The sequence below is a fragment of the Kitasatospora sp. NPDC022856 genome, from assembly GCF_055561235.1.
The window spans coordinates 61,292-87,356 of the sequence record NZ_JBVHHE010000030.1 but is presented as its reverse complement, the minus strand read 5'-3'; the positions used below and the strand labels follow the sequence as shown (position 1 = coordinate 87,356).

The following is a 26,065-nucleotide window of genomic DNA, read 5'->3' as shown; positions in this document are numbered from 1 at the left end:
GTCGAGCGCGACGACGCGGGTCTCCCCGTCCCCGTAGACCTTGTTGAGGCCGGTGGCGCGGGCGGCCGCCCGGCCGGTACGGACGGCGGTTGCGGTCGACGTGGTCACGGGGTGCTCCTTGTGGTCGGGCTGCGGACGGCGCCGGGGTGCGGGACGGCTCCGGAGGGCCGGTCTGCGCAGGGGTTCGGCGGTATCTCCATGCTCGGCCACGTGGTCACGGCTTCTCGTCGCTCCGCCGGACGGTTGGCCTGACCACCGCTGGGCGTACGTCCGGAGAAAGCCCTCATCCTCGGGTATGACGTCAACCCTGACCGGATCCCGCTGGCCGGATAGCACGCTCGGATTGGCCAAATCACGAACTGTTCGTCAGATGGCAAGGAAACATGACAACTTCCCTGGCTGGGAACATGCGAAAGGGGGATGCGGGCGACTAGGCTCGGGGATGGCCCGCACGGGGACGGAGCACCACCTCCGACTGTCGGCAGGGCAGGTCCTTGAAGGCCCGGATGGTGGAACGCAGACACGGGCAGCTTAAAACTGCTTGGCCGTGAGGCCGTGCCGGTTCGAGTCCGGCTCCGGGCACCGCTCGACCCGCGGGGACGCCACCGGGCGTCCCCGCCGGGCGCCGCTCCCCGGATCCTCCTTGCGGCGTATCCCTATTCTTTTGCCAACCCATTACCCTTGTGGTGCGGGCGGTGCAGTGCCGCCACGGAGGGAATGAGCAATGAGAAGCAGCAACCCGGTCTTCTCGCGGGAGGGGTCCTTCACCCGCGAGCCCGGCTACGCGGGTTTCGGTACCACGCAGGCCCCGCCGGCCGGGAGCCCGTACGCCGCAGGCCCCCCCGGCCAGAGCAGCCCGTACGGCGACAACCCGTACGGCAACAACCCCTACGCCCAGCAGCCGCAGGGCCAGGGTCCGCTGACCGACGAGCAGCTGGTCGAGATGTACGGCGCGCCGTCCGCCGGCCCGCTGGACACCGGGCGGATGACGCTCGACGACGTCGTCGCACGCACCGCCATGACGTTGCTCACCCTGGTCGCCTTCGGCGGGCTGGCCTGGTTCGCGCTGCCGGACCGGAACTTCGGCCTGGCCATCGGCGCCTCGCTGATCGCCTTCGTGGTCGGCCTGGTGATCTCGTTCAAGCGGAGTGTCAGCCCGCCGCTGATCCTGCTCTACGCGGGCCTGGAGGGCTTCGCGCTCGGTGCCGTCACCAAGGTGTTCAACACCATCTGGCCGGGCATCGCGATCCAGGCGGTACTGGGCACGGCGGCGGTCTTCGCGGCGATGCTGATCGCCTACAAGACCGGCCGGATCCGGGTCACCCCGCGGTACACGCGGATCGGCATCGCGATCGCCATGGGCTTCGTGCTCCTGCTGCTGGTCAACGCGGTCGCGTCGATGTTCGGTGCGGAGATGGGGCTGCGCTCCGGCCCGCTGGGCATCGTGGTGGGCCTGGTCGGCATCGGCCTCGGCGCGTTCTTCCTCTCGCTGGACTTCGCGGCCATCGAGCAGGCCATCGCCCAGGGCGCCCCGCAGAAGGAGTCCTGGCGGGCCGCCTTCGGGCTCACCCTGTCGCTGGTCTGGATCTACATCGAGATGCTGCGGCTGATCGCGATCCTGCGCGGCGACGACTGATCACCGCGCCCCCCGCGCACTGCCGCCGGGCCCCGGAGCCTTCCGCTCCGGGGCCCGGCGGCTTTCGTCTAGGCTCGCGCCATGCCTGAAGCAGCCTCCCTCGCCGAAGCCGTCGACGCCCTGGCGGACCGTTTCCGCTCGATGCCGCAGAGCCGGCTGCTGGGAGCCGTCCCCGGCCACCGCTCCCGGGCCGCCGCCGCGCTGGCGCTGGCCGGCCGGCTGGCGGCGGCGGCGCAGGCCGCCGAGGGGGCGGCGGACGGCGCCGGCGGGCCGGCCGTGCCGCCGCGCGAGTTCCCGGACGCCGGTGCCTTCGCGGCAGGCGACCAGCTGGCCGTCGCCGGGCACGATCTGGCGGCCGCCCTGACGGCCCTGCCGGCCCAGGCGCTGGTGCCGCTCCCGGAGCCGCTGGGCGGGCCCGCGGCGGCCCCGGCGGTGCTCGCCCGGGCCCTGGCCGAGGTGGCCGCCACAGCCGCGCTCTGCGGCTGAGCCCGGGCCCGGCGGCAGCGGCCCGGCGGACGGCCGGAGCGGAACGGCCCGGTACGAGGGCCCGGTACGTGGGCCTGGTACGAGGGTCCGGGGGCGGCCGGTGCGAGGCCCGGCGGGAAACGGCGGACGGGAACGCCGAGGGCCGACCGGATCGGTAACCCCTTGATCCGGTCGGCCCTCGGGTGAACGTCGGCCGCGGCTGTCGCGGCCGCGTCCGCGCGCGTGGTGTCAGATGCTGGCGACCACCCGGTCGGCGAGCACGTAGACGGCGTCGTCGTCGGTGGAGAAGGTCAGCGAGTACGAGCCGGAGAACCGCGAGCCGCCGAGCAGCCGGACGTCCTCGCCGGCCCGGACGGCGTCGATCAGCCGGTACGCGGCCTCCCGGTCGCCGGGGGCGACGCAGAGCGTGGTGCCGTCGGCGAAGGCGTACACGTCCAGCGTGCCGAGCGGGCCCGGGCGGACGTCCGTCAGCGCCACGCCCTCCTCGGCGAGGGTGGCCAGCCGGGTGTCGGTCCACTCGCGGGACGGCGCCTGGCTGGGCACGAAGTCCGGGTGCGAGGGGTGGCGGCGCGGGTCGGGGGCGGGCGCGGGCGCGTCCTCGACCATCGGCTCGGCGTCCAGCAGTCCGGCCTCCAGGCCGGTGGCCAGCAGGTCGGCCTCGCGGCGGGCCCGGGCGTCGCCGCCGCCCTCGGCGACCGGGACCCCCGCGGGGTGCCCCGGGCGCAGCGGGGCGCCGCCGTCGGTCCCGGGCGCGTCGGGCTCGGCGCCGCCCTCGTTGATCAGATCCTCCAGCGCCGACCGCAGCGCCTCACCGAACTCCGGGTCCATGGTGCCCGCGTTGTCGGCGGCCTCCTGCGGACCGGTCGGCCGGGGGAAGAAGAGCGGCCACTCGTCGGTGGAGCCGAGCACACCGGCGAAGGGGGAGTCGAACAGTGGCGCGTCCTCGGCCGCGCGGGCCTCCTGCTCGGCCCAGAAGGCGCGGGCCTCGGTGATCTCCCGCTCGCGGTCGGCGGCGAGTGCCTCGGCGACGGCGCGGCGGATCGCGGCCTCGTCGACCGGTGCGGGCGTGGCGGTGGCCGCGGCCCGGGCGTCCAGCCGGCGGGAGAGCCCGCGGAGGTGGACCAGCACGGCGGTCGTCACGGCGATCAGTATCAGCAGGAGGAGGGTGTAGACGGCGCTCACGGAACGTACTCCTAGGGAGGAGTGGAACGGGGTTACCTCTCCACATTGCCCCATACGGGGCTGTTACCGCAGTGGCGAATGTCTAATTTGCCCGGGACTTTCGCTCTTGTCCCCAAATTGTTAGGTAACACCGTTCTACGCAGCGGAGTTGATCCGCTCCGCACTGTCGATTTCCGGGCCCGATTCGAAAGAAAAGAGGGCCGGATCGACCTCGCGGTGTGATCCGGCCCTCAATTACCGTGCGTCACTCCAAATGGGTGGTCTGGACCCTTCGGGGTTGACGCCGGGAGGTTCAGCTGAGCCGCTCGACGACCATCGCCATGCCCTGGCCGCCACCGACGCACATGGTCTCCAGGCCGAACTGCTTGTCGTGCCACTGGAGGGAGTTGATCAGGGTGGTGGTGATGCGGGCGCCGGTCATGCCGAAGGGGTGGCCGACGGCGATGGCGCCGCCGTTGACGTTCAGGCGGTCGAGGTCCACGCCCAGGTCCCGGTAGGAGGGGATGACCTGGGCGGCGAAGGCCTCGTTGATCTCGACGAGGTCGATGTCGCCGATGGTGAGGCCGGCCCGGCGCAGCGCCTGCTTGGAGGCCTCGACGGGGCCGTAGCCCATGATCTCGGGGGAGAGGGCGCTGACGCCGGTGGAGACGACGCGGGCGAGGGGGGTGATGCCGAGTTCGCGGGCCTTGGTGTCGGACATGATGACGAGGGCGGCGGCGCCGTCGTTGAGGGGGCAGCAGTTACCGGCGGTCACGGTGCCGTCGGGGCGGAAGACGGGCTTGAGGCCGGAGACGGCTTCGAGGGTGACGCCGGCGCGGGGGCCGTCGTCGGTGGAGACGACGGTGCCGTCGGGGAGGGTGACGGGGGTGATCTCGCGCTCCCAGAAGCCGGACTTGATGGCGGCCTCGGCGAGGTTCTGGGAGCGGACGCCGAAGGCGTCCTGGTCGGCGCGGGTGATGCCCTTGAGGGCGGCGAGGTTCTCGGCGGTCTGGCCCATCGCGATGTAGGCGTCGGGGACGAGGCCGTCCTCACGGGGGTCGTGCCACTCCCCACCGCCCTGCTCGGCGCGCTGGGCGGTGCGGGCCTGGGCGTCGTCGAAGAGCGGGTTCATGGTGCCGGGCATGCCGTCGGAGGTGCCGTTGACGCTGCGGGAGACGGTCTCGACGCCGGCGGAGATGAAGACGTCGCCCTCGCCGGCCTTGATGGCGTGCAGTGCCATCCGGGTGGTCTGCAGCGAGGAGGAGCAGTACCGGGTGACGGTGGTGCCGGGGAGGTAGTCCATGCCCATCTGGACGGCGACGATCCGGGCGAGGTTGTGGCCCTGCTCGCCGCCGGGCAGGCCGCAGCCGAGCATCAGGTCGTCGATGTCGCGGGGGTCGAGCTGGGGGACCTTGGCGAGGGCGGTGGCGATGATGTGGGCGGTCAGGTCGTCGGGGCGGACGTCCTTGAGGGAGCCCTTGAAAGCCCGGCCGATCGGCGAACGGGTGGCGCTGACGATGACGGCTTCGGGCATGACGGGCTCCTCGCTGAGTGACCTTCGGGCGGTGGGGTGTCCGGGTGGCGGTCCGACGGGAACGACCGGGTGCGCGGGGGACGCCCGGGAGGAAAGTTACCGTCTGGTAGATCAGGCGTCACCCGCCCCGGCGTGTGAGCTGGCCGACGTGTTCCCGCGGGCGGGCCCGGCGGCCGGGGCCGACCGCCGGGCGGGCCCCTCGGCGGCCCAGGTGCCCGGCAGGCCGACTCGCAGCCGGTGGCGCAGCAGGGCCCAGCGCCGGCCCGCGCCCTCCGCGCCGACGGCGGCCACCTCGGTGCCGGAGCGGCCCGCCGCGGCGGCCGCGGCCACCGCCACCGGCAGGACCGTCTCGCCCGGCACGGCTCCGGCCGGCCGCTCGTCCTCGGGCCAGAGGCCCAGCACCGCGCAGAGCGAGGGCAGCACGGCCATCGCGGCCGTCGCGTACCCCTGGGCCGACGGGTGGTAGCGGTCGGCGGCGAACATCTCCGGCCGGGCCGCGAACTCCGGCCCGAGCAGTGAGCCCAGCGAGACCGTCCGGCCGCCGGCCTCCACCACGGCGATGGTCTGCGCCGCCGCCAGCTGCCGGCTGACCCGCCGGGCCACCCAGCGCAGCGGCGGCCGGACCGGCTTGATGGTGCCGAGGTCCGGGCAGGTGCCGACCACCACCTCGCAGCCGTTGGCGCGCAGCGCGGCGACCGCCTCGCCGAGGTGGCGCACCGCGAGCTGGGCCGGGCTGTGCCGGGTCACGTCGTTGGCGCCCACCATGATCACGGCGATGTCGGGGCGGTGCGGCAGGGCGAGCTCCAGCTGGCCGGAGAGGTCGGCGGAGCGTCCGCCGGAGCGGGCCACGTTGACCAGCCGGACCGGCCGCTCGGCCACCGACGCCAGGCCGGCGGCCAGCAGCGCGCCCGGGGTGTCGCGGGCGCGCAGCACCCCGAGGCCGGCGGCGGTGGAGTCGCCGAGGAAGGCGAGCACCAGGGGCGGCTGGCCGGTGCTGCCGGCGTCGGCGAAGGCCTCGCCGTAGACGCCGTCGGCCCGGGGCGGGTCGCCCTCCAGGATGCCGATGGCCTGCACGGCCAGCTTGCTCTCGGTCAGCAGCACGCCGACCAGGCCGACGCCCAGCAGGCCGAGCCCGCCGCCGCCGTACGCCGCCGCGGTGGCGATGCGGCGGGCCACCCGGGCCCGCGACTCCTGTGCCCCTGGCATCCGGTGCCCCCTTCGCGTCCTCGTGCCGCCCCCAGTCGGAGCCGCCCCTCGCGTTGCCTGTACACCTCCTACCCGTCCTCGGCCGTGCGCTATCGACGGGACTGGGCCATCCGTGGGCGCACCGCGCGGGCGGCGGTCGGGCGGCGGTCCGGAAGGGGGCCGCGTGGGGGCCGGGCGCAGGTGCGACGCAGGGGAGGGCCGGGGCCGGTGGCACGGCCTAGGCTTTGCAGTACCGAAAGCACTCGCATGCCCACAGACCGGGAGGACCCCCGTGCGGTACCACAACTCGATCATCGACCTGGTCGGCAATACGCCCTTGGTCAAGCTCAACAAGGTCACCGACGGCATCAGCGCGACAGTGCTGGCGAAGGTCGAGTACTTCAACCCCGGCGGTTCCGTGAAGGACCGGATCGCGATGCGCATGATCGAGGCCGCCGAGGCCTCGGGCGCGCTGAAGCCCGGCGGCACGATCGTGGAGCCGACCTCCGGCAACACCGGTGTCGGCCTGGCGATCGTGGCCCAGCAGAAGGGCTACAAGTGCATCTTCGTCTGTCCGGACAAGGTGTCCACCGACAAGATCAACACGCTGCGCGCGTACGGCGCCGAGGTGGTCGTCTGTCCGACCGCCGTCGCCCCGGAGCACCCGGACTCCTACTACAACGTCTCGGACCGGCTGGTCCGTGAGACGCCGAACGCCTGGAAGCCGGACCAGTACTCCAACCCGGACAACCCGGCCTCGCACTACCACTCCACCGGTCCGGAGCTGTGGGAGCAGACCGAGGGGCGGATCACCCACTTCGTGGCCGGCGTCGGCACCGGCGGCACCATCTCCGGCACCGGCAACTACCTGAAGGAGGTCTCCGGCGGCAAGGTCAAGGTCGTCGGCGCCGACCCGGAGGGTTCGGTCTACTCGGGCGGCACCGGCCGGCCGTACCTGGTCGAGGGGGTCGGTGAGGACTTCTGGCCGACCGCCTACGACCGTGGCGTCGCGGACGAGATCGTCGCCGTGTCCGACAAGGACTCGTTCCAGATGACCCGCCGGCTGGCCAAGGAGGAGGGCCTGCTGGTCGGCGGCTCCTGCGGGATGGCCGTGGTGGCCGCGCTGGAGGTGGCCGAGCGGCTGGGCCCGGACGACGTCGTGGTGGTGCTGCTGCCGGACGGCGGCCGCGGCTACCTGTCGAAGATCTTCAACGACGACTGGATGGCCGACTACGGCTTCCTGCCCTCGGCCACCGACGAGGCGCACATCGCCGAGGTGCTGGCCCGCAAGGACGCCATCGAGCACGAGGGCATCCCGCAGTTCGTCCACATGCACCCCAACGAGACCGTCGCCGAGGCGGTCCGGGTGCTGCGCGAGTACGGCGTCTCGCAGATGCCGGTGGTCTCCCCGGGGGCCGGCCACCCCGACATCATGGCCGGTGAGGTGATCGGCTCGGTCGCCGAGAAGCTGCTCCTGGAGGGCGTCTTCGCGAACGAGATCCAGCTGGACGACACACTGGACAAGGTGATGTCCAAGCCGCTGCCCGTGGTCGGTTCGGGCGAGACCGTCACCAACCTGATGACGGTGCTGGAGAAGGCCGACGCGGCCGTGGTGCTGGTGGAGGGCAAGCCGCAGGGCATCGTCACCCGCCAGGACCTGCTGGGCTTCCTGGCCGCCCGCAGCTCGCACTGACGGCGACTCATCGAGGCCGCCCGCCCAAGCGGCTGAGGGCTCGTCCGGGGGCGAAGTGGTACACCGGCGTCACCTGCGCGCAGCACGCGCTTAACACGCGTCGGGCATCGTTGAGGTCAACGGCAAGACGCCGAACGAGGCGACGACAACCGTCCGGGAGCGGCTCCCCGGTGGTCGTGGTCGTCTCCGGACACGTCGGACGGCCCTGACCCGGCCGGCCGTGTCCTGCCCTTCGTGCCCGGTTGCGGGCGTGGAGGGGCCCACCGCGGGGGGCGTCGTCGTCCCGCCCCTGTCCGGCTCCGGCCGGTCATCAGGGTGCGGCGGCTCCCGCGGTCGTCACCGCGCCGTTTCGGCGCGTCTCCGCGGCTCCCGGGTGGGGGAGCCCCGGCGGAGACGGCAGGGCCGGTCCCTCCTCGGAGGGGCCGGCCCTTCCCGTGCGTCCGCCCGTCCCGTGGGCCGCTCGCCGCCGTGCCCGCGGGCGCCCCGGCCGGGAACCGCCGCCCCCCGCCCCTCGGACCCGGCGTGCCTTCGGGCCGGAGCGGTTTCCCGTACGCTCGCACGCATGACCAGCACTGACACGACCGGCCAGGACGAACCGCGCTACGTCCGGCTCAGCATCGAGCTCATCGCCGAGATCACCGACGAGGGGGCGCTCAAGGCGGCGGCCCTCCAGCAGGTGGCGGACGACGAGTACCTCGACGACGAGGAGCGCGCCCAGTCCGTCGAGGCCATCGAGGTGGACCCGTCGGGTTCGCTCGCGCACTTCATCGACCCGGTCGCCCTGCTCGGCGACGTCCCGGGCGTCGAGCTCGCCTCGGCGACCTGGGAGTCCGCGCAGACCGAGTTCGACGCCGAGGGGGAGGGCTGGGACGAGTACACGGTGGACGAGCCCGCCGAGTAGTCCTCACCGACTTTCGTCACGGCCCGCGAGTGCCCGGTCTGCTTTCGCAGACCGGGCATTTTGTCCATATTTGGCAGGAAGTTGAGTAGTCTCATACGATCGCCACTCGTCGGTGATGGAACCGTGAAAGGGCGGATTGCGTTTCTCTATCCGTAATGCCCGGGATGATCAGCAGGGAGAAGGCGACGTGACGGCACGGGACGGGCAGGGTCGGGCGGCCGGCGGGAACTGGAGCCGGCGCGGTGTGCTGGCGGGTCTGATCGGCGCGCCGGTCCTGCTGCTGGCGGCGTGCAACGACAGCAAGGGCGACGGCGGGAGCGCCGCCGGCCCGGGCAGCGGATCCTCGGGCGGCGGCGCCACGGGCAGCGGCCCCGCGAGCGCGAGCAGCGCGCCGAAGACCTCCGTGGCCGTCATCACCGTCACCCCCGCCGACGGCTCCACCGCCGCCAGCTTCAGCGAGCCGGTCCGGGTCACCGTCACGGGCGGCACCCTCGGCTCGGTCAAGGTCACCGACTCGACCGGCAAGGCGCTGGCCGGGGAGCTCTCCTCGGACGGCACCGGCTGGACGTCCGCCGCCGCGCCCGCCAGCGGGACCAAGTACACCGTCACCGCCTCGGCCACCGACAAGGACAAGCTGGAGGCGGACGCCAACGCCGTCTTCACCACGGCCACCCCGGCCAACACCTTCGTCGGCTACTTCACCCCCGAGGACGGCTCGGTCGTCGGCGTCGGCATGCCGGTCTCGATCAACTTCAGCAAGCCGGTGACCGACCGCAAGGCCGTCCAGCAGGCGATCACCGTGACAGCCGAGCCCGGCGTCGAGATCGTCGGGCACTGGTTCTCCAGCACCCGCCTGGACTTCCGGCCGCAGGAGTACTGGGCCAAGGGCACCAAGGTCACCGTGCAGCTCCGGCTCAAGGACGTCCAGGCCGCCAAGGGCGTCTACGGCACCCAGTCCAAGGACGTCCGCTTCACCATCGGCCGCGCGCAGACCAGCGTCGCCGACCTCGCCGCCAAGAAGCTCACCGTCACCACCGACGGCCAGGTCAGCGCCGTCTACCCGATCTCCGGCGGCTCGCCGGAGTACCGCACCTGGAGCGGCAAGATGGTCATCTCGGAGCAGTACCAGCAGACCCGGATGAACTCGCAGACCGTCGGCCTCGGCAGCGAGTACGACATCGCCGACGTGCCGCACGCCCAGCGCCTGACCACCTCCGGCACCTTCATCCACGGCAACTACTGGTCCCCGGCGTCGATCTTCGGCAGCCAGAACACCAGCCACGGCTGCGTCGGCCTGAAGGACGCCAAGGGCGGCCAGGACCAGGGCCTGGACGGCTACAAGTTCTACAAGAGCTCGATGATCGGCGACGTCGTCGAGGTCGTGAACTCCGGCGACAAGACCGTCGAGCCCTCCAACGGCCTGAACGGCTGGAACCTGGGCTGGGCCGCCTGGAAGGCCGGCAGCGCGCTCTGAGGCCCCGGGCGGGCCGCCGCGGGCGCCGCGGGGCGGTCCGGGGCCGTCGAACGCGACGGCCGAAACCCGCCGGACACCGGGCGGTCCGGGCGGCAGGCTGGGCGGCATGAGCGATCCCACCGCACCCGCCCCGGCCGTCCGCCCGATCGAGCCGGCCGTCCACCTCGCCCTGCTGGAACGCGACGACGCGGGGCGCCCGCCGGTCCGGTCGGTGGACCGGACCGGCGGTGCCCCGCTGCGCTGCTGCCTCACCCGGGCGCTGCCCGGCGACCGGATCGCGCTGGTCGGCTACGCGCCGCTGCGCCGCTGGGCCGCCGAGACCGGCGCCGACCCGGGCCCGTACGACGAGGTCGGCCCGGTCTTCCTGCACGACCACGCCTGCGCCGGAGCGGGCCCGGCCTGGCCGGCCGGGTACCACCTGGGCGCGCGGTTGCTGCGGGCCTACGACCGGCACGGCCACATCCTGGGCGGGGTGCCCGTCACCCCCGACACCGCCGAGGCGGCCGCCGCGGAGCTGCTCGCCGACCCCGAGGTGGCCGTGGTGCACGTCCGCGCCGTGGAGTTCGGCTGCTTCCAGCACGAAGTCCGCCGGGCCTGAGGCCCGGCGCCGGGCGGGTCAGTCGCCGGTGCGGGCCACGCCGATCGGGCAGCTGGCGCCGGTGCCGCCGAGGCCGCAGTAGCCGTTCGGGTTCTTGGCGTCGGACAGGTACTGCTGGTGGTACGGCTCGGCCGGGTAGAACGGGCCCGCCGGGGCGATCTCGGTGGTGATCGGCCCCAGGCCGATCGCCGTCAGCGCCGGCTGGAACGCCTCGCGGCTGGCGGCCACCGTCGCGGCCTGGGCCGGGGAGTGGGTGTAGACGGCGGACCGGTACTGGGTGCCGACGTCATTGCCCTGCCGGTTGCCCTGGGTCGGGTCGTGCGCCTCCCAGAAGGTCTTCAGCAGCCGCTCGTACGAGACGACCGCCGGGTCGAAGACCACCCGGACCGCCTCGGTGTGCCCCGTCCGGCCGCTGCACACCTCCTCGTACGTGGGGTTGGGGGTGTGCCCGCCCTGGTAGCCGACCAGGGTCGTCCAGACGCCGGGCAGCCGCCAGAACGTGCGCTCGGCGCCCCAGAAGCAGCCCAGCCCGAAGTCGGCCACCTCCAGCCCGGCCGGGTACGGGCCGGTGAGCGGGTTGCCGAGCACGGTGTGCGGCTCGCGCAGGGTGAAGCCCGGCGTGTCCCGGCCGGGCAGTGCCTGGTCGGCGGGGACGAGCGAGGTCTTGTCGCGGTTGAACAGCACGGCCTGCTCCAGCTGGGTCGGGAACCGTTGTGCAGCTTTCAACGCTCACGGCCGCCGCCGGATTCCGGGCAGCCCCGGCGCTTTCCGGACGGCGGCACCCCTTCCGGGAGGCGGCCCGGCATTCGCCCACTACGCTCGTTGTCATGACCGAGCACCAGCTTCCCCAGGGCTTCGAGACCCTCGCCATCCACGCGGGTCAGGAAGCAGACCCCCAGACCGGGGCCGTCGTCACGCCGATCTACCAGGTGTCCACCTACAAGCAGGACGGGGTGGGCGGCCTCCGGGGCGGCTACGAGTACAGCCGTAGCGCCAACCCGACCCGGACCGCGCTGGAGGAGTGCCTCGCGGCACTGGAGGGCGGCTCCCGCGGCCTGGCCTTCGCCTCCGGCCTGGCCGCCGAGGACACCCTGCTGCGCACCATCCTCAAGCCGGGCGACCACATCGTGATCCCCAACGACGCCTACGGCGGCACCTTCCGGCTCTTCGCCAAGGTCCTGACCCGCTGGGGCGTCGAGTTCTCCGTCGCGAACTTCCAGGACCTGGCGACCGTCCGCGAGGCGCTGCGCCCCAACACCCGCGCGGTCTGGGTGGAGACCCCGTCCAACCCGCTGCTGGGCATCACCGACCTGACCGCGCTGGCCGAGGTCGCGCACGGCGCCGGCGCGCTGCTGGTGGTCGACAACACCTTCGCCAGCCCGTACCTGCAGCAGCCGATCGCGCTCGGCGCGGACGCCGTCGTGCACTCCACCACCAAGTACATGGGCGGCCACTCGGACGTCGTGGGCGGTGCGCTGGTGCTGGCCGAGGCGGGCCTCGGCGAGGAGGTCGCCTACCACCAGAACGCGATGGGCGCCGTCTCCGGCCCGTTCGACGCCTGGCTGGTGCTGCGCGGCATCAAGACGCTCGGCGTCCGGATGGACCGGCACAGCTCGAACGCGGAGAAGGTCGCCGAGCTGCTGGCGGGCCACCCCAAGGTGAGCCAGGTGCTCTACCCGGGCCTGCCCGAGCACCCCGGCCACGACATCGCCGCCAAGCAGATGAAGGCGTTCGGCGGCATGGTCTCGTTCCGCGTCAACGGCGGCGAGGAGGCGGCGGTCGAGGTCTGCAACCGCACGCAGCTCTTCACCCTCGGCGAGTCGCTGGGCGGCGTCGAGTCGCTGATCGAGCACCCGGGCCGGATGACCCACGCCTCGGTGGCCGGTTCGGCCCTGGAGGTGCCCGCCGACCTGGTGCGCGTCTCGGTCGGCATCGAGTCGATCGACGACCTGCTGGCCGACCTCCAGCAGGCCCTCGGCTGACGGTGCCTAGCCGCCCTGCCGGCCCGCCGTGTACGACTCCATGGAGTGGTTGAAGCGGGCCAGCAGGGCGCAGAACGCGCGCTGTTCCTCGGGCGGCCAGTCGGCCACCAGCCGGCGGGCCAACTCGGCCCGCCCGGCACGGACTTCGGCCAGCCGACGGGCACCGATCGGGGAGAGTGCGAGCCGTACGGCACGGCGGTCGGCCGGGTCCTGGACCCGGCCGACCAGCCCGGCCGCGACCAGCGGGGCGACCTGCCGGGTGACGGTGGAGGAGTCGACGCCCAGGGCGTCGGCCAGGGCCTTGACGTTGGCGGGTCCGTGCCGCTCCAGCCGGTCGAGCAGCAGATAGGCGGCCCGGTCCAGTACGCCCACCCCGTCGGAGCTGCGGACCTGTTCCATGCGCCGGGCGAACACCGCCAGCTGGTACTGGAGTTGGGCGTGCAGGGGGTCGGTGCGGTCGGTGGCCTGGGGCGAGGTCGTCGTCATCGCGGCTCACGATCGTCGTGCGGTGAGGGAGGCTCAGGACCAGCAGCGTACGCGGGCCGGGCGGGCCCGGGAACAGTGCCGACATCCCGGGTTGGCACTCCCGCCCGCCGTAGGCTGGCGCCATGCACAGCTGGCCGATCACCATCGACGATGTCCGCGGCGCCCAGAAGATGCTCGCCGGGGTCGCCCGGGTGACACCGATGGAGGGCAGCCGGCACCTGTCCGCGCTGATCGGCGCGCCGGTCCACCTGAAGTGCGAGAACCTCCAGCGCACCGGTTCGTTCAAGCTGCGCGGGGCGTACGTGCGGATCGCGGGGCTCTCGCCGGTGCAGCGGGCCGGCGGGGTGGTCGCGGCGAGCGCCGGGAACCACGCCCAGGGCGTGGCGCTGGCGGCCGCGCTGCTCGGGGTCCGCTCGACGGTCTTCATGCCGGTGGCCGCGCCGCTGCCCAAGGTCGCGGCGACCCGCGAGTACGGCGCCGAGGTCCGGTTGTCCGGTGCCACGGTGGACGAGGCGCTGCGGGCCGCGCAGCGCTACTCGGAGGCGACCGGCGCGGTCTTCATCCACCCCTTCGACCACTGGGACGTGGTCACCGGCCAGGCCACCGTCGGCCTGGAGATCCTGGAGCAGTGCCCGGAGGTGCGCACCATCCTGGTCGGGGTGGGCGGCGGCGGGCTGCTGGCCGGGATCGCGGCGGCGGTGAAGCCGATCCGCCCGGACGTGCGGGTGATCGGGGTGCAGGCGGCCGCCGCGGCCGCGTACCCACCCTCGCTGGCGGCGGGTAGGCCGGTGACGCTGGAGCGCTACGCCACCATGGCGGACGGGATCATGGTCGGCCGGCCCGGGGACATCCCGTTCGAGGTGATCAACGCCCTGGCGGACGGTGTGCGGACGGTCTCCGAGGACTCCCTCTCGCGGGCCCTGCTGCTCGGCCTGGAGCGGCTGAAGCTGGTGGTGGAGCCGGCCGGGGCGAGCCCGGTGGCGGCCCTGCTGGAGCAGCCGGAGTCCTTCGAGGGCCCGGTGGTGGCGGTGCTCTCGGGCGGCAACATCGACCCGCAGCTGATGCAGCGGGTGCTGCGGCACGGCCTGGCGGCGGCCGGGCGCTACCTGTCCCTGCGGGTGCGGCTGGCGGACCGGCCGGGCGCGCTGGCGGACCTGCTCGGGGTGCTCACCCGGGTGGACGCGAACGTGCTGGACGTGGCGCACGTGCGGATCGACCCGCAGCTCGGGCTGACGGAGGTCGAGGTGGACCTCCATCTGGAGACCAAGGGGCCCGAGCACTGCGCGGCGGTGCTCGGGGAGCTGCGCGAAGCCGGGTACGTCGTCTCGCACTGAGCGAGCGCGCCCGGCGCCGGGTGCTTCCGGGGCCCCTCGGCGCGACGGCCGAGTCGTCCGCCCGGCGAGGACCGAGTCGCCCGCCCGCCCGCATTCGGGGCAGAGTGGGACAGACCACTGGAATTCGCCCAAGCGACAGCGCCCCTATCGTCCGAGGAGATGAGGCAGGCCATGGCGCCAGCCATCCAAGCCGAGAACCTGGTGAAGACCTTCGGTGACGTACGAGCCCTGGACGGCGTCAGCCTCGACGTCCCCGAGGGCACGGTGCTGGGGCTGCTCGGCCCGAACGGAGCCGGCAAGACCACCACCGTGCGCGTCCTCACCACCCTGCTCCGGCCCGATTCCGGCCGTGCGGTGGTCGCCGGGGTCGACGTCCTGAAACACCCCAACCAGGTGCGCAGCCTGATCGGCCTCTCCGGCCAGTACGCCGCCGTCGACGAGTACCTCACCGGGTTCGAGAACCTGCAGATGGTCGGCGAGCTGTACCAGATGACCGGCCGGGCGGCGAAGGCCCGGGCGCTGGAGCTGCTGGAGTGGTTCAACCTCTCCGAGGCCAGGGACCGTACCGCCAAGACCTACTCCGGCGGCATGCGGCGCCGGCTCGACCTGGCCGCCGCACTGGTCGTCCGGCCGCCGGTGATGTTCCTGGACGAGCCGACCACCGGACTCGACCCGCGCAACCGGCTCGCCCTCTGGGAGGTCATCGAGACCCTGGTCGAGCAGGGCACCACCCTGCTGCTCACCACCCAGTACCTGGAGGAGGCGGACCGCCTCGCCCACGACATCGCCGTGGTCGACCACGGCCGGGTGATCGCCCGCGGCACCGCCGACCAGCTCAAGGCGCAGATCGGCGGCGAGCGGATCGAGGTCGTGGTGCACCGCGCCGACCTCGTCGCCGAGGCCGTCGAGGCGCTGTCCGAGTACGCCAAGGGCGATCCGGCGGTGGAGAAGAACACCCGCCGGATCACCGTGCCGGTCAGTGGCGGCGCGCGAGTGCTCGCCGACGCCATCCGCGAGCTGGACGCCCGCTCCATCGAGATCGACGACATCGGCCTGCGCCGCCCGACCCTGGACGACGTCTTCCTCTCGCTCACCGGCCACGTCACGGCGGCCGAGGACGAGGAGGGCGGCGCCGCCGGCAGGGGCCGGGGCAAGGGGCACGGCGGGCACGGCGGGGGCCGGGCGGGCGGGGACGGCCAGGACCCGGACCAGCAGGCCGTCCCCGCCGGAAAGGAACGGTGAGATGACCACTGCCACCGAGCACGCCATCGGCGGGGCGGTACCCAAGCAGCGCCGGGGCGCGGCGGCCACCCTGCACGACTCCTGGGTGGTCGCCCGGCGCAACCTGCGCCGGATGACCCGGATCCCCGAGATCGTGGTCTTCGGACTGATGCAGCCCGTGATGTTCGTGCTGCTGTTCTCCTACGTCATGGGCGGGGCGATCCAGATCCCCGGGACGCAGGCCAGCTCCGACTCGTACATCCAGTTCCTGATGGCCGGCATCTTCGCCCAGACGGTCACCTTCGCGACGGCCGGTGCCTCCGCCGGCATCGCGGAGGACATGACCAAGGGGCTGGTCGACCGCTTCCGCTCGCTGCCGATGGCCCGCTCGGCGGTGCTGGTCGGCCGGACCCTGGCCGACCTCTGCCAGACCGCCTTCACCCTGGTGGTGCTGGCGGTGGTGGCGCTGCTGGTCGGCTGGCGGATCCACGAGGGGGTGCCGAAGGCGCTCGCCGCGTTCGGGCTGCTGCTCCTGCTCGGCTACGCGTTCTCCTGGATCGGCGCGCTGATCGGCCTCTCGGTCCGCAGTCCCGAGGCGGCCACCTCGGCCGGGCTGATCTGGCTCTTCCCGCTGACCTTCATCTCCAACGCCTTCGTGCCGATCAGCTCGATGCCGGGCTGGTTGCAGGGGATCGCCTACTGGAACCCGTTCAGCGCCACCGTGCAGGCCTGCCGCAACCTCTTCGGCAACCAGGTCGGGCCGGTGGACAGCGCCTGGCCGATGCAGCACGCGGAGCTGATGTCGGTGCTCTGGTCGGTGCTGATCACCGCCGTCTTCTCCTGGCTGTCGGTGCGCAAGTACCGCTCGGCCTCGGGCTGAGCCCGGCCGCCGGGACGCCGCGAGGGCGGCCGTGGACCTCGTCCACGGCCGCCCTCGGCGTCAGGTGCGGGGGATCAGCCGTTGTGCGGCTTGGCGTCGGTGACGGTGACCGAGGCGGCCTTGCCGTTCGGCAGCTCGTACGTCGCCTCGTCGCCGACCTTCTTGCCGTCGATGGCGCGGCCCAGCGGCGACTGCGGGGAGTACACGTCGAGGTCGTCGCTGCCGGCCATCTCGCGCGAGCCGAGCAGGAAGGTCATGGTGTCGTCCTCGTCGCCGTCGAAGGCGACCGTGACGACCATGCCGGGGGCCACCACGCCGGAGTCCGCGGGGGCCTCGCCGACCTTGGCGCGCTCCAGGAGCTGGGTGAGCTGGCGGATCCGCAGCTCGTACTTGCCCTGCTCCTCCTTGGCCGCGTGGTAACCGGCGTTCTCCTTGAGGTCACCCTCCTCGCGCGCCGCCTCGATCTTCTGGGCGATCTCGATGCGCCAGGGGCCGCTCAGATGCTCCAGCTCGGCCTTGAGCTGGTCGTAGCCGGACTGAGTGAGCCAGGTCACGTTCTCGCTGGTCTGGGTCACGGGTGCTCCTCGTAGGTGCTGGGGCTGTGCTGAGGGTGTGAGTCGTCAGCAGGGTGGCGGTGGAGATATCGGTCGTAACTACAAAGCAACGCCCGCTCCCGTACCTCTCGGTGCGGAAGGGGCGAAACCACGAGCCTAACAACTCCGGCCGACAAGCGGGAGAGTCGTCGGCGCGTCATTGACGACAGCATTGCGCCGAGATGTACAGGACCGGTGTGCGGGACATCCTGACGGATTCCCGCTCTTCCGATCGAATATGCGCCCGGGCGGGTCGCGATCGACGGCCGCTACTTCGCCGGCGTGCATCCCAGCAGCTCGGCGGTGGTGCCGCGGGCGGTGGTCCGCAGGCTGACCACGGCGTCGTAGTCGCCGCCGCCGGCCGGCACGGGGAAGTCGGCCACCCCGACCACCGCGCCGTTCTCGCCCTGCGAGCGGACGGTGCAGCTGCCCGCCGTGCCGTCGCTCTTGCGCACCGCCAGGTGCAGCTGCACCTCGGTGTCCGAGACGGCCTGGAAGGAGGGGACGCTGCCGTTGATGGTGGTCTCGCGGATCAGGTACGAGCCGCCCAGCCAGGCCACCAGGCCCAGCCCCAGCACGCCGCAGACCGCACCCGCCACCTTGAGGCGACGGTCGGACTCGCGGTCGCCGCGCCGGCCGTAGCGCCCCTCGGGCAGCTGCGGGGTGGTGGTGCCTGCGCTCATCGGGCTCAGTCCTCTCCGGGAGGTCCCCCCCGCGGTGGTGCCGGGGGAATGCGACGCTCCTCCAGTCCGTCACTATAGGAGGGGCACGCCCGCGGCCGGTCCGGCGGGGGCGCTGCTCGGCCGTGTCGGCGTCGTGCCGGCGGCGTGGTGAGGTCCTGCCGCGGCGCTCCCGGCGGCGGGCCCGCGGTGACGCGGCCCGAACCGAGCGGCTCGGACGGTGGGCAGACCGGACTTCGCGGAAGGCCCAGACATTGTGGAAGGAACGCACGCGTTGACTGAGCAGTTGCGACTGATGGCGGTGCACGCCCACCCGGACGACGAGTCCAGCAAGGGCGCTGCCACCATGGCCATGTACGTCGACCAGGGGGTGGATGTGCTGGTGGCCACCTGCACCGGGGGGGAACGCGGGTCGGTCCTCAATCCGAAGCTGCAGGGCAAGCCGGAGATCGAGGAGAACATCCACGAGGTCCGGCGCAAGGAGATGGACGAGGCGCGCCGGATCCTCGGGGTCCGGCAGGCCTGGCTGGGCTTCGTCGACTCGGGCCTGCCCGAGGGCGACCCGCTGCCCCCGCTGCCCGAGGGGTGCTTCGCCCTGAAGGACGTCGCGGAGGCGGCCGAGCCGCTGGTCCGGCTGATCCGCGAGTTCAAGCCGCAGGTCATCACGACCTACGACGAGAACGGCGGCTACCCGCACCCGGACCACATCATGACCCACAAGATCACCATGCTGGCCTTCGACGCCGCCGGTGACCCGGACGCCTACCCGGAGTCCGGTGAGCCCTGGCAGCCGCTGAAGGTCTACTACAACCACGGCTTCCCGATGGGCCGGATCCGCGAGCTGCACGCGTACCTCACCGAGCACGGCCACGAGTCGCCGTACGGCGAGTGGATCGAGGGCTGGGAGAAGAGCGGCCGCAAGGAGCGCGAGATCACCACCCGGGTCCGCTGCGACGACTGGTTCGAGACCAGGGACCGCGCGCTGATCGCGCACGCCACCCAGATCGACCCGGACGGACCGTGGTTCCGCGTCCCGCTGGAGGTCCAGCGCGAGGTCTGGCCGACCGAGGACTACGAGCTGGCCCGGACCCTGATCGACGTCGACCTGCCGGAGGACGACCTGTTCGCCGGCCTGCGCACCCCCACCCTGGCCGCCGAGGCCACCGACACGCGCGACTGAACCACCCCCCGATGGCCCGGCTCCCCGTGAGCCGGGCCACCATAGAGATATGAGTGCCCCCGTGAACCTCACCCACCTCGCCGCCGAGCTCGCCCTCGACGAGACCAAGGTGACCCCCGGACTGCTGGGCTTCGTCGTCTTCGCCGCCCTCGGCGTGGCCACCTGGTTCCTGGTCAAGTCGATGAACAAGCAGTTCAAGCGCGTCGACTTCGTCGAGGAGCCGGAGGCTCCGAAGGAGTGAGGGCCGCCCCCTCCACGCGCGCGATGCGCGAGGACGGGGGCATGCCGAACCGTCTCGCGGACGCGACTGCCGCCCCGCGCGGCTCACCCGGCGGCGACTCCCGGCGTCAGGCGGAGCCGCTCCGGGCGGGCCGGCGGGCGCAGCCGCGCGGGCGGCAGCAGATCGCGGCGGTCCTGCCACGCCAGCAGCCGGGTCCGGGCCTGCGCGTCGTGCTCCTCGGCCGCCGCGTCCGCGGCGGGGCCGGTCGCGGCAGGGCCGGGGGCCGCCTCGCGCAGCAGCACCCGGACCGGGCGGTCCTCGCCGCCGGGCAGGACGTCCAGGACACGGAAGCGCGAGCCGGGCGGGAAGACCACCTCCGGGTCGCCGTCGTCGGCGATCACGGACGTCCGGCGGCCGGTGGCCGACCAGACGAGGAACTCCGTCGACGTCCCCGGGGCGAGGTCGGCCTCCGGAGTCCCGACGACCGGAGCGGGCTCCGTCAGCAGCGCCCCCCGCACGTAGTGGCGCAGCACCTCCTCGCCCGCGTCCGAGCCCAGCAGCACGGCGCCCCGGTGGTTGGGCAGCCGGCGCAGCCCGGAACCCAGGCACGCCAGGTACAGCTCCAGCGGTCCCGGTCCGCCGGGCCGGCGCGCCGCGGCCACCAACTCGGCGCGGGACGCGGGGATCCCGGTGTCGGCGTGGTGCAGGTACACGGCCGCGAGGTCGTCCTTCAGGTCGTCGCGGGGCTGTGAACGCAGCGCCGGCAGCCGTAGGGCGACCTGCTCGGCCTGGCTGGCGTAGCGGTGGAAGTGCGGGCCGAGCAGGGCCCGGAAGGCGGCCCGTTCGGCGGCGGTGGACGGCCGCCCCGAGCTGAAGGCGCCGTCCGGCGCGATGAGCCGGGGCACGGCGGGGACCTCGGCCGTGTCATCGCCGTCGCTGTCGCCCGCGCCGCCCGGTGCGGTCGTGGGCTCGGCGGCGTAGTCGGTGGTGGTGGGCAGGATGACGGTGGGTTCGGTGTCCGGCCCGGGGGAGCCGGTGGACTCCGGGCCCGTCTCCGCGGGCACGAGCGCCGGTCCGGCCTCCGGGCCGGGGGCGTCCGTGCCGTCCGGGTCCTGCCCGGCGGGGCCGGGTGCGGGGGAGGGGCCGGTGGACGTGGCGGTCGGCATCGGCGGAGCCGGGAGGCCGGCATCGGGGGCGGCTTCGGTCGCGGGTGCGGTCAAGGGGGCGGGCGCGCGGGTGGGGCCGTTCAGGAGCAGTCCCGGTACCGCCGCGCCGGGACGGTGAGGGCCGTCAGCAGGCCGTCCACGACAGCGAGCACCTCCGCCGGCACCGTCCGGTCGGCCGAGCCGACGATGAGCAGGGGGCGGTCCGGCCCGGGGTCGAGCAGCCGCGGGCCGTGGTCCTGCGGTGGCTCGTCGGGGCGCAGCCACAGGCCGGCCGGCACCGCCTCCAGGCGCCAGCCCGCCACCGGCGCGCGGTAGAGCGCGGGGCCGTCGGGCGGGGTGCCGTCGGGCAGGGGGCGCCAGGCGGAGGCGACCACGCGGCCCCGCCCGGGTGAGGCGGTCAGCTCGGTCAGCCACGGCTCCCAGCCGGGCGTGCCGTCGGTGGCCAGGACGCGGGCGGAGCAGCCGTCCGCGGTGCGCATCGGCAGGCCGACGGCGGCCCGGACGTCGCGGCCCAGCTCGGCCGCGAGGGCGGCGGTCAGCGCGACCAGCGCCGCGGTGGCCGCCCAGGGCGCGCTCACCAGCAGCTCGGCCGGAGCGGGCCGGATCCGGGCCAGCCGTTCGGCGACCCCGGCGGCCGCGGGCAGGGGCGCGCCGGGGTGGCCGACGACCAGGACCAGGGTGCCCGGCGCCGCCGTGGCGAGGTCCAACGGGCCGGAACGGACATCGGGGGCGGACTCGCCGTGGAGCCAGTAGCCGCCCGGCAGCTCGGTCACCAGCGGGCCCCCGCCGAGCGGGTCGCGCTCGTCGCCCGCCATCGGCGCCGGGGCAGGCGGAGGTGCCTGAGGGGCCGTCGCGGCCGGTACGGGTGTGCCGGCTACCGGTACGGCGGGGGCGGACGCCGCCCGAGGGGCCGGCCCGGCGCTCCCGGGCCGCGGTGTCCGAGGCTCCGCCGGGTCCGCCGCCCACGCCCGGGCGGCCGTCACGTCCGCCGTCTCCGGCAGCGGCCACACCGGCCCGAGCCGGCGGGCCGGCCCGGCCGGAGTGAACAGCCACCAGGAAGCCGGCGATCCCGGCCCGGTCCCGTCGGCCAGCAGGGTCCCGTCGGGCCGCAGGGTGACGACGCCGTCCGGGGCGACGATGCCGGTGGCGGCCAGTTCGGCGATCCGCTGGGCGGGCCGTCTGCCGTCCGGCTGGGCGGTGGCCAGGCCGGAGGCCGCCAGGACCAGGATCCCGGCCCGCCGGACGGCCGCGGTGCGCGCCAGCTCCGCCAGGCTCGCGAGCAGGACGGGCTGCGCGTCGGCGGCCGCCGCCAGCACCGTCACGGTCCCGACCACGGACGGCAGTGCGGCGAGCGCGGCGGCGAGTTCGGCGGGCAGCGCTGGCGCCGCCGCGGCCCCGTGCGCGGCCCCGTGCGCCGCGCCGGGTGCGATGACGAAGTGCGGGCCCGCCTCGTGCAGCACCGCGGGGGCCGGGGCGTCGCGGTGACGGGTCAGCCAGCGCCGCACCGGCGCGGCGCTCACTGCTGCGCCCCTGCGTCCTCGTCGACGGCGGCGGTCTGCACCTGCACCGTGCGGCGCCGGGTGATGTGCAGGGCCCGCCCGGGCGGGAGGGCGCGGGGCTTGGTGTTGCCGAACAGGAAGCCCTCGCTCGGCGGGCAGGACAGCAGCACCACCGGGGTGTTGACCTCCTCCAGCTTGCGCAGGAGCTGGTCCGAGGAGGCCCGTCCGATGCCGTTGGCGCTGCGCGCCACGATCAGGTGCAGGCCCAGCTCGACACCCTGCGCCAGGTAGTCCAGCAGCGGTGCGAACGGGTGGGCGGACATCCCGCCGGGGGAGCCGGCGACCAGCTCGTAGTCGTCGACCAGGATGAACAGCTCCGGGCCCTCCCACCAGTCCCGCAGCCGCAGCCGTTCCGGCGGGATGTCCACGCCGGGCAGCCGGTTGGCCATCGCCCGCGCCGCGCCGTCGACGATCTGACGCAGCGCGTCCACGGCGACCGCGTGCCCGAGCCGGTACTCCTGCGGTACCGCGCCCTGCAGCACCCGGCGGTAGTCGACCAGCATGATCCGCGCCTGGTCGGGGCGGTAGGCGCCGGTGATGCCGGCCGCCACCAGTTTCAGGAGGTTCGTCTTGCCCGACTCGCTGTCACCGACCACCACCAGGTGCGGCGTCTCCTCGAAGTCGTGCCACAGCGTGTCCATCGAGACGTCCTGGAGCCCCAGCGGGACGCGCAGTCGGCCCTCGGGGGCGGGCAGCGCGGCGGCGGGCAGCTGCAGCGGCAGCATCCGGACCTCGGGCGCGCGCGCCCCCGTCCAGTGCTCCGCCACGGCGTCGACCAGGTCCGCCACCCCGTCGCCGAGGTCGTCGGTGCTGCCGGTGCCGTCCATCCGGGGCAGCGCGGTGAGGAAGTGCAGTTCCTCGGCGGTCAGACCCCGGCCGGGGAGCTTGGGGACCGTCGCGGCGACCCGCATGCCGATCGCGGAGTCGACGGGATCACCGAGCCGCAGCTCGAACCGGGTGCCCAGCAGGTCGCGCAGCGCGCCGGTGACCTCGCCCCAGCGGGTGGTGCCCACGATCAGGTGAATGCCGTAGTTCAGGCCGCGCTGGGCGATCAGGGTCAGCGCCGGCGCGAGGTCGGGGAACTCCTGGCGCACGGTGTTCCAGCCGTCGATCACCAGGAAGACGTCGCCGTGCGCCTCTTGCGGCAGCTGGCCTGCCGCCAGCATCCGGCGGAAGGCCGCCACCGAGTCGATGCCGAGCTCGGCGAAGCGCAGCTCGCGCCGCGCGAGGATCGCGTTGACCTCCGCGACCGTGCGCACCACCCGCTCGGGGTCGTGCCGACCGGTGACCCCGCCCACGTGCGGCAGACCGCGCAGCGCGGAGAGCGTGCCGCCGCCGAAGTCCAGGCAGTAGAACTGCACTTCGCGCGGGGTGTGGGTGAGGGCGAGCGCCGTCATCAGGGCCCGCAGCAGGGTGGACTTGCCGCTCTGCGGACCACCCGCGATCCCCACGTGGCCGTCGGCCCCCGAGAGGTCGGCGGTGAGCAGGTCGCGCACCTGGTGGAAGGGCCGGTCGACGACGCCGACCGGAACGCTCAGGGTGCCGCGGCCCGTACCGCCCTCGGTGGTCAGCCCGTACTCCGGGTGCGGCGCCAGCGGCGGCAGCAGCTCGTCCAGGGTGGGCGGCACCCCCAGCGGCGGCAGCCACACCTGGTGCGCCGGCGGTCCCGCGTCCAGCAGCTTGTCGGCCGCGATGGCGAGCAAGGTACCACCGTCCTGCGCCTCCTCCACCTGCGGCTCCTCCGGCACCGCGACGGGCTGACGCGGCGCCACGTACCCGGTGCCGTAGACGGCGACCTGCCCGGCCGCGGCCTGCTGGCGCGCGGCCGCGGGGCGCGGCGCCCGGTAGGGGCCGGAGACGTACGCGGCCTTGAACCGGGTCAGGGTGGCGATGTCGCTGCGCAGGAAACCGTTGCCGGGCTGGGAGGGCAGGTGGTAGGCGTCCGGTACCCCCAGCACGCCCCGGCTCTCCATCGCCGAGAACGTCCGCAGTCCGACCCGGTACGACAGGTGCGACTCCAGCGCGTGCATCCGGCCCTCGTCCAGACGCTGCGAGGCCAGCAGCAGGTGCACGCCCAGCGAGCGGCCCAGGCGGCCGATCATGACGAACAGATCCATGAAGTCGCGGTGCGCGGCCAGCAGTTCACTGAACTCGTCGACCACGACGAACAGCGTCGGCAGCGGCTCCAGATCGGCCCCGCCCGCCCGCGCGGTCTCGTAGTCCAGCAGCGAACTGTAGTTGCCCGCCGCCCGCAGCAGCTCCTGGCGGCGCACCAGCTCGCCGTGCAGCGCGTCGCGCATCCGGTCCACCAGCGCCGCCTCGTCGGCCAGGTTGGTGATCACCGCCGAGGTGTGCGGCAGCCGGTCCAGGCCCAGGAACGTCGCGCCGCCCTTGAAGTCGACCAGCACGAAGTTCAGCACCTCCGAGGAGTGCGTCAGGGCCAACGCCAGCACCAGCGTGCGCAGCAGCTCCGACTTGCCCGACCCGGTGGCCCCGATCAGCATCCCGTGCGGGCCCATGCCGCCCTGCGCCGACTCCTTGATGTCCAGCTCCACCGGCGTGCCGTCCGCGGCGATGCCCAGCGGCACCCGCAACCGGTCGGCGATCCCGCGCCGCGCCCAGTTCTGCGCCACGTCGTGCCGGTGCAGGTTCCGGATGCCCAGCAGCGACGCCAGGTCGAAATCACCCGCCAACGGCTCCCCGGCCTCCAACTGGTCACCGAGCCGGTAGGGCGCCATCAGCGCGGCCAGCCGCCGCGCCGCCGGCAACGACAACGCGTCGGGCCGCCCCAGCTCGGTCACCTCGTCACGGTGGTTGCGGTCCGCGCCGACCATCGCCAGCCGGCCCTCCTCGATCCGCAGCCGCAGCCGGTGCCGCAGTGGCTTCCACTCCAGCGCCTCACCCAGGTCCAGCAGCACCGCGTTGCGCCACCCCGCCAGCGCCGCCCGGCTGCCGGGACCGGCCGGTGCACCGTCCAGCACGATCACCGTGAACGGCTCGTCCCGGCCCGGCTGCGCCTCCGGCTCCCACGGCCCGCGCGCCGCGAACTCCTCGCCCATTACCTGCTCCAGCTCCGCGACCGACCCCGCCACCAGCCGCACCGGCCCCAGCGCGTCGGTGTCCACCGGGTGCAGCGCGTGCGGCAGCCACTTCGCCCACTCCCACTGCTCCCGGTGCTCCGCGTCCGCCACCACCGCGATCCGCAGCTCGTCCGGCGCGTGGAACAGTGCCAGCTGCGCCAGCATCGCCCGCGCCAGTGCCTGCGCCGCCGCCCGGTCGTCACCGCGCAGCAGCACCTGGGCGTACCCGCGCACGTACACCGCGATCGGCTGGTCCGCGACCGTGCCGTAGGCGTGGATGAACCGCCGCAGCGCGTGCGCGCACAACGGCTCCAGGTCCTCCACCGGCTTGGTCGACAGCGGCGCCAGCCGCACCGCCAGCCGCTGGTGCCCCACCCCGACCCGCACGTCACCGAAGTCCGGGTGCGTGCCGCGCCGCTCCCACAGCCGCGAGGTGCGGATCAGCGACGCCACCGCCCCCGGCGCCGGGTGCCGCCAGGCCGCCGCCTCCTGCTGACGCACGGTGTGCCCGCGCACCTGCCTGCGCATCTGTGACAGGTACCGCAGGTAGTCCCGCCGCTCGGCCCGCAGCTCCCGCTTGCGGTCGCTGGAACCGCGGATCAGCTGCGTCACCAGCATGCCCACCGCCGACAGGCCCATCATGCCCATCGCCACGTAGCCGAGCACCCCGCCGCCCTCACCCGGGCGCAGGAACACGAACACCATCGACAGCGAACTCAGCGCCATCGGCGCCATCGAGATCACGCTCGACATGCCGCTCTGCGACTCCGGCAGGACCGGCGGCTCCTGCAACTGGATCTCGCCGTCGGGCATCGCCGGACCGGGACGCCGCGGCGGACGGTCGACCAGCACCACACTCAACGAAAGCGCTCCTCGCACCAGGGGACGGCCCGCACCGTGCGCCGTCGCCCGGGACGCACACCGTCCACCCGGACCACGGCCACCACCCCGCCCCCGGTTCACCCCGCCCGGCCCGCTCCCGCCCGCGGTGAACCAACCACCCCCCGCCATCCGTG

At 73.8% G+C, this 26,065-nt stretch carries 22 protein-coding genes and 1 tRNA gene; 13 read left to right on the top strand and 10 right to left on the bottom strand.

Going from position 1 to position 26,065, the window contains the following annotated elements; translation table 11 throughout:
* Positions 1-500: 500 nt before the first annotated feature.
* The 3 genes from ACZ34W_RS29860 to ACZ34W_RS29850 all read left to right on the top strand — a co-directional run bounded on the left by ACZ34W_RS29860 (position 501) and on the right by ACZ34W_RS29850 (position 2,122).
* Positions 501-582: transfer RNA gene (locus ACZ34W_RS29860), tRNA-Leu, on the top strand.
* Positions 583-724: 142 nt separating this feature from the next.
* Entirely contained in the window at positions 725-1,636 is a 912-nt protein-coding gene (locus ACZ34W_RS29855; protein WP_329489350.1) for a Bax inhibitor-1/YccA family protein, read from the top strand.
* 81 nt (positions 1,637-1,717) lie between these two features.
* Positions 1,718-2,122, top strand: coding sequence for a hypothetical protein (locus tag ACZ34W_RS29850; RefSeq protein ID WP_465608498.1), 405 nt, complete (start codon positions 1,718-1,720; stop codon positions 2,120-2,122).
* A 228-nt stretch (positions 2,123-2,350) separates the two neighbouring features.
* On the opposite strand, the gene ACZ34W_RS29845 is transcribed toward ACZ34W_RS29850, so the two are convergent.
* From ACZ34W_RS29845 to ACZ34W_RS29835, 3 genes are all read right to left on the bottom strand, one after another.
* The gene (locus ACZ34W_RS29845) at positions 2,351-3,304 is read right to left on the bottom strand and encodes a hypothetical protein (RefSeq protein ID WP_329489352.1); all 954 of its coding nucleotides are present in this window, start codon (positions 3,302-3,304) and stop codon (positions 2,351-2,353) included.
* A 292-nt stretch (positions 3,305-3,596) separates the two neighbouring features.
* Positions 3,597-4,817, bottom strand: coding sequence for an acetyl-CoA C-acetyltransferase (locus ACZ34W_RS29840; RefSeq protein ID WP_352289866.1), 1,221 nt, complete (start codon positions 4,815-4,817; stop codon positions 3,597-3,599).
* A gap of 111 nt (positions 4,818-4,928) precedes the next feature.
* A complete protein-coding gene (locus ACZ34W_RS29835; protein ID WP_465608495.1) occupies positions 4,929-6,023 on the bottom strand; it encodes an SGNH/GDSL hydrolase family protein in 1,095 nt (364 codons plus the stop codon).
* 271 nt (positions 6,024-6,294) lie between these two features.
* Between ACZ34W_RS29835 and ACZ34W_RS29830 the strand changes: the two genes are divergently transcribed.
* The 4 genes from ACZ34W_RS29830 (at position 6,295) to ACZ34W_RS29815 (ending at position 10,668) form a co-directional block, all read left to right on the top strand.
* Positions 6,295-7,695, top strand: coding sequence for a cystathionine beta-synthase (locus ACZ34W_RS29830; RefSeq protein WP_329489355.1), 1,401 nt, complete (start codon positions 6,295-6,297; stop codon positions 7,693-7,695).
* A 562-nt stretch (positions 7,696-8,257) separates the two neighbouring features.
* On the top strand, positions 8,258-8,596 hold the full coding sequence (locus ACZ34W_RS29825; protein ID WP_329489356.1) for a hypothetical protein: 339 nt from the start codon (positions 8,258-8,260) through the stop codon (positions 8,594-8,596).
* Positions 8,597-8,783: 187 nt separating this feature from the next.
* Positions 8,784-10,070 (top strand): L,D-transpeptidase, encoded by a 1,287-nt coding sequence (locus ACZ34W_RS29820; protein WP_465608492.1) that lies wholly within the window; start codon positions 8,784-8,786, stop codon positions 10,068-10,070.
* Between the two features lie 106 nt (positions 10,071-10,176).
* On the top strand, positions 10,177-10,668 hold the full coding sequence (locus ACZ34W_RS29815; protein WP_465608490.1) for a DUF1203 domain-containing protein: 492 nt from the start codon (positions 10,177-10,179) through the stop codon (positions 10,666-10,668).
* Positions 10,669-10,686: 18 nt separating this feature from the next.
* On the opposite strand, the gene msrA is transcribed toward ACZ34W_RS29815, so the two are convergent.
* Complete coding sequence (gene msrA, locus ACZ34W_RS29810) at positions 10,687-11,352, bottom strand: peptide-methionine (S)-S-oxide reductase MsrA (protein ID WP_329492227.1); 666 nt, start codon at positions 11,350-11,352, stop codon at positions 10,687-10,689.
* Positions 11,353-11,495: 143 nt separating this feature from the next.
* On the opposite strand from msrA, the gene ACZ34W_RS29805 reads away from it, so the two are divergent.
* Positions 11,496-12,650, top strand: coding sequence for a cystathionine gamma-synthase (locus ACZ34W_RS29805; RefSeq protein WP_329489359.1), 1,155 nt, complete (start codon positions 11,496-11,498; stop codon positions 12,648-12,650).
* A 6-nt stretch (positions 12,651-12,656) separates the two neighbouring features.
* Here ACZ34W_RS29805 and ACZ34W_RS29800 read toward each other — a convergent pair whose 3' ends face one another.
* Positions 12,657-13,136 carry a MarR family winged helix-turn-helix transcriptional regulator gene (locus ACZ34W_RS29800; RefSeq protein ID WP_329489360.1) on the bottom strand — a complete coding sequence of 160 codons (480 nt, stop codon included), beginning with the start codon at positions 13,134-13,136 and terminating at the stop codon, positions 12,657-12,659.
* A 122-nt stretch (positions 13,137-13,258) separates the two neighbouring features.
* On the opposite strand from ACZ34W_RS29800, the gene ilvA reads away from it, so the two are divergent.
* From ilvA to ACZ34W_RS29785, 3 genes are all read left to right on the top strand, one after another.
* The gene (ilvA, locus tag ACZ34W_RS29795) at positions 13,259-14,470 is read left to right on the top strand and encodes a threonine ammonia-lyase (protein ID WP_329489361.1); all 1,212 of its coding nucleotides are present in this window, start codon (positions 13,259-13,261) and stop codon (positions 14,468-14,470) included.
* A 171-nt stretch (positions 14,471-14,641) separates the two neighbouring features.
* On the top strand, positions 14,642-15,712 hold the full coding sequence (locus ACZ34W_RS29790) for an ATP-binding cassette domain-containing protein (RefSeq protein WP_465608488.1): 1,071 nt from the start codon (positions 14,642-14,644) through the stop codon (positions 15,710-15,712).
* Between the two features lies 1 nt (position 15,713).
* Positions 15,714-16,571 (top strand): ABC transporter permease, encoded by an 858-nt coding sequence (locus ACZ34W_RS29785; protein ID WP_329489363.1) that lies wholly within the window; start codon positions 15,714-15,716, stop codon positions 16,569-16,571.
* 74 nt (positions 16,572-16,645) lie between these two features.
* On the opposite strand, the gene greA is transcribed toward ACZ34W_RS29785, so the two are convergent.
* The gene (gene greA, locus ACZ34W_RS29780) at positions 16,646-17,146 is read right to left on the bottom strand and encodes a transcription elongation factor GreA (protein WP_329489364.1); all 501 of its coding nucleotides are present in this window, start codon (positions 17,144-17,146) and stop codon (positions 16,646-16,648) included.
* 287 nt (positions 17,147-17,433) lie between these two features.
* On the bottom strand, positions 17,434-17,847 hold the full coding sequence (locus ACZ34W_RS29775; protein ID WP_329489366.1) for a DUF4307 domain-containing protein: 414 nt from the start codon (positions 17,845-17,847) through the stop codon (positions 17,434-17,436).
* A 271-nt stretch (positions 17,848-18,118) separates the two neighbouring features.
* On the opposite strand from ACZ34W_RS29775, the gene mca reads away from it, so the two are divergent.
* Together mca and ACZ34W_RS29765 are read left to right on the top strand one after the other, a co-directional pair.
* Complete coding sequence (gene mca, locus ACZ34W_RS29770; RefSeq protein WP_329489367.1) at positions 18,119-19,024, top strand: mycothiol conjugate amidase Mca; 906 nt, start codon at positions 18,119-18,121, stop codon at positions 19,022-19,024.
* Between the two features lie 49 nt (positions 19,025-19,073).
* Entirely contained in the window at positions 19,074-19,265 is a 192-nt protein-coding gene (locus tag ACZ34W_RS29765) for a hypothetical protein (RefSeq protein WP_329489368.1), read from the top strand.
* Between the two features lie 83 nt (positions 19,266-19,348).
* Here the strand turns inward: ACZ34W_RS29765 and ACZ34W_RS29760 are convergent, their stop codons facing one another.
* From ACZ34W_RS29760 to eccCa, 3 genes are all read right to left on the bottom strand, one after another.
* On the bottom strand, positions 19,349-20,410 hold the full coding sequence (locus tag ACZ34W_RS29760) for a hypothetical protein (protein WP_465608484.1): 1,062 nt from the start codon (positions 20,408-20,410) through the stop codon (positions 19,349-19,351).
* 80 nt (positions 20,411-20,490) lie between these two features.
* Positions 20,491-21,930, bottom strand: coding sequence for a hypothetical protein (locus ACZ34W_RS29755; RefSeq protein WP_465608482.1), 1,440 nt, complete (start codon positions 21,928-21,930; stop codon positions 20,491-20,493).
* Positions 21,927-25,862, bottom strand: coding sequence for a type VII secretion protein EccCa (eccCa, locus tag ACZ34W_RS29750; RefSeq protein WP_465608502.1), 3,936 nt, complete (start codon positions 25,860-25,862; stop codon positions 21,927-21,929). Before eccCa ends, ACZ34W_RS29755 begins: the two co-directional genes overlap by 4 nt.
* Between the last annotated feature and the right edge of the window lie 203 nt (positions 25,863-26,065).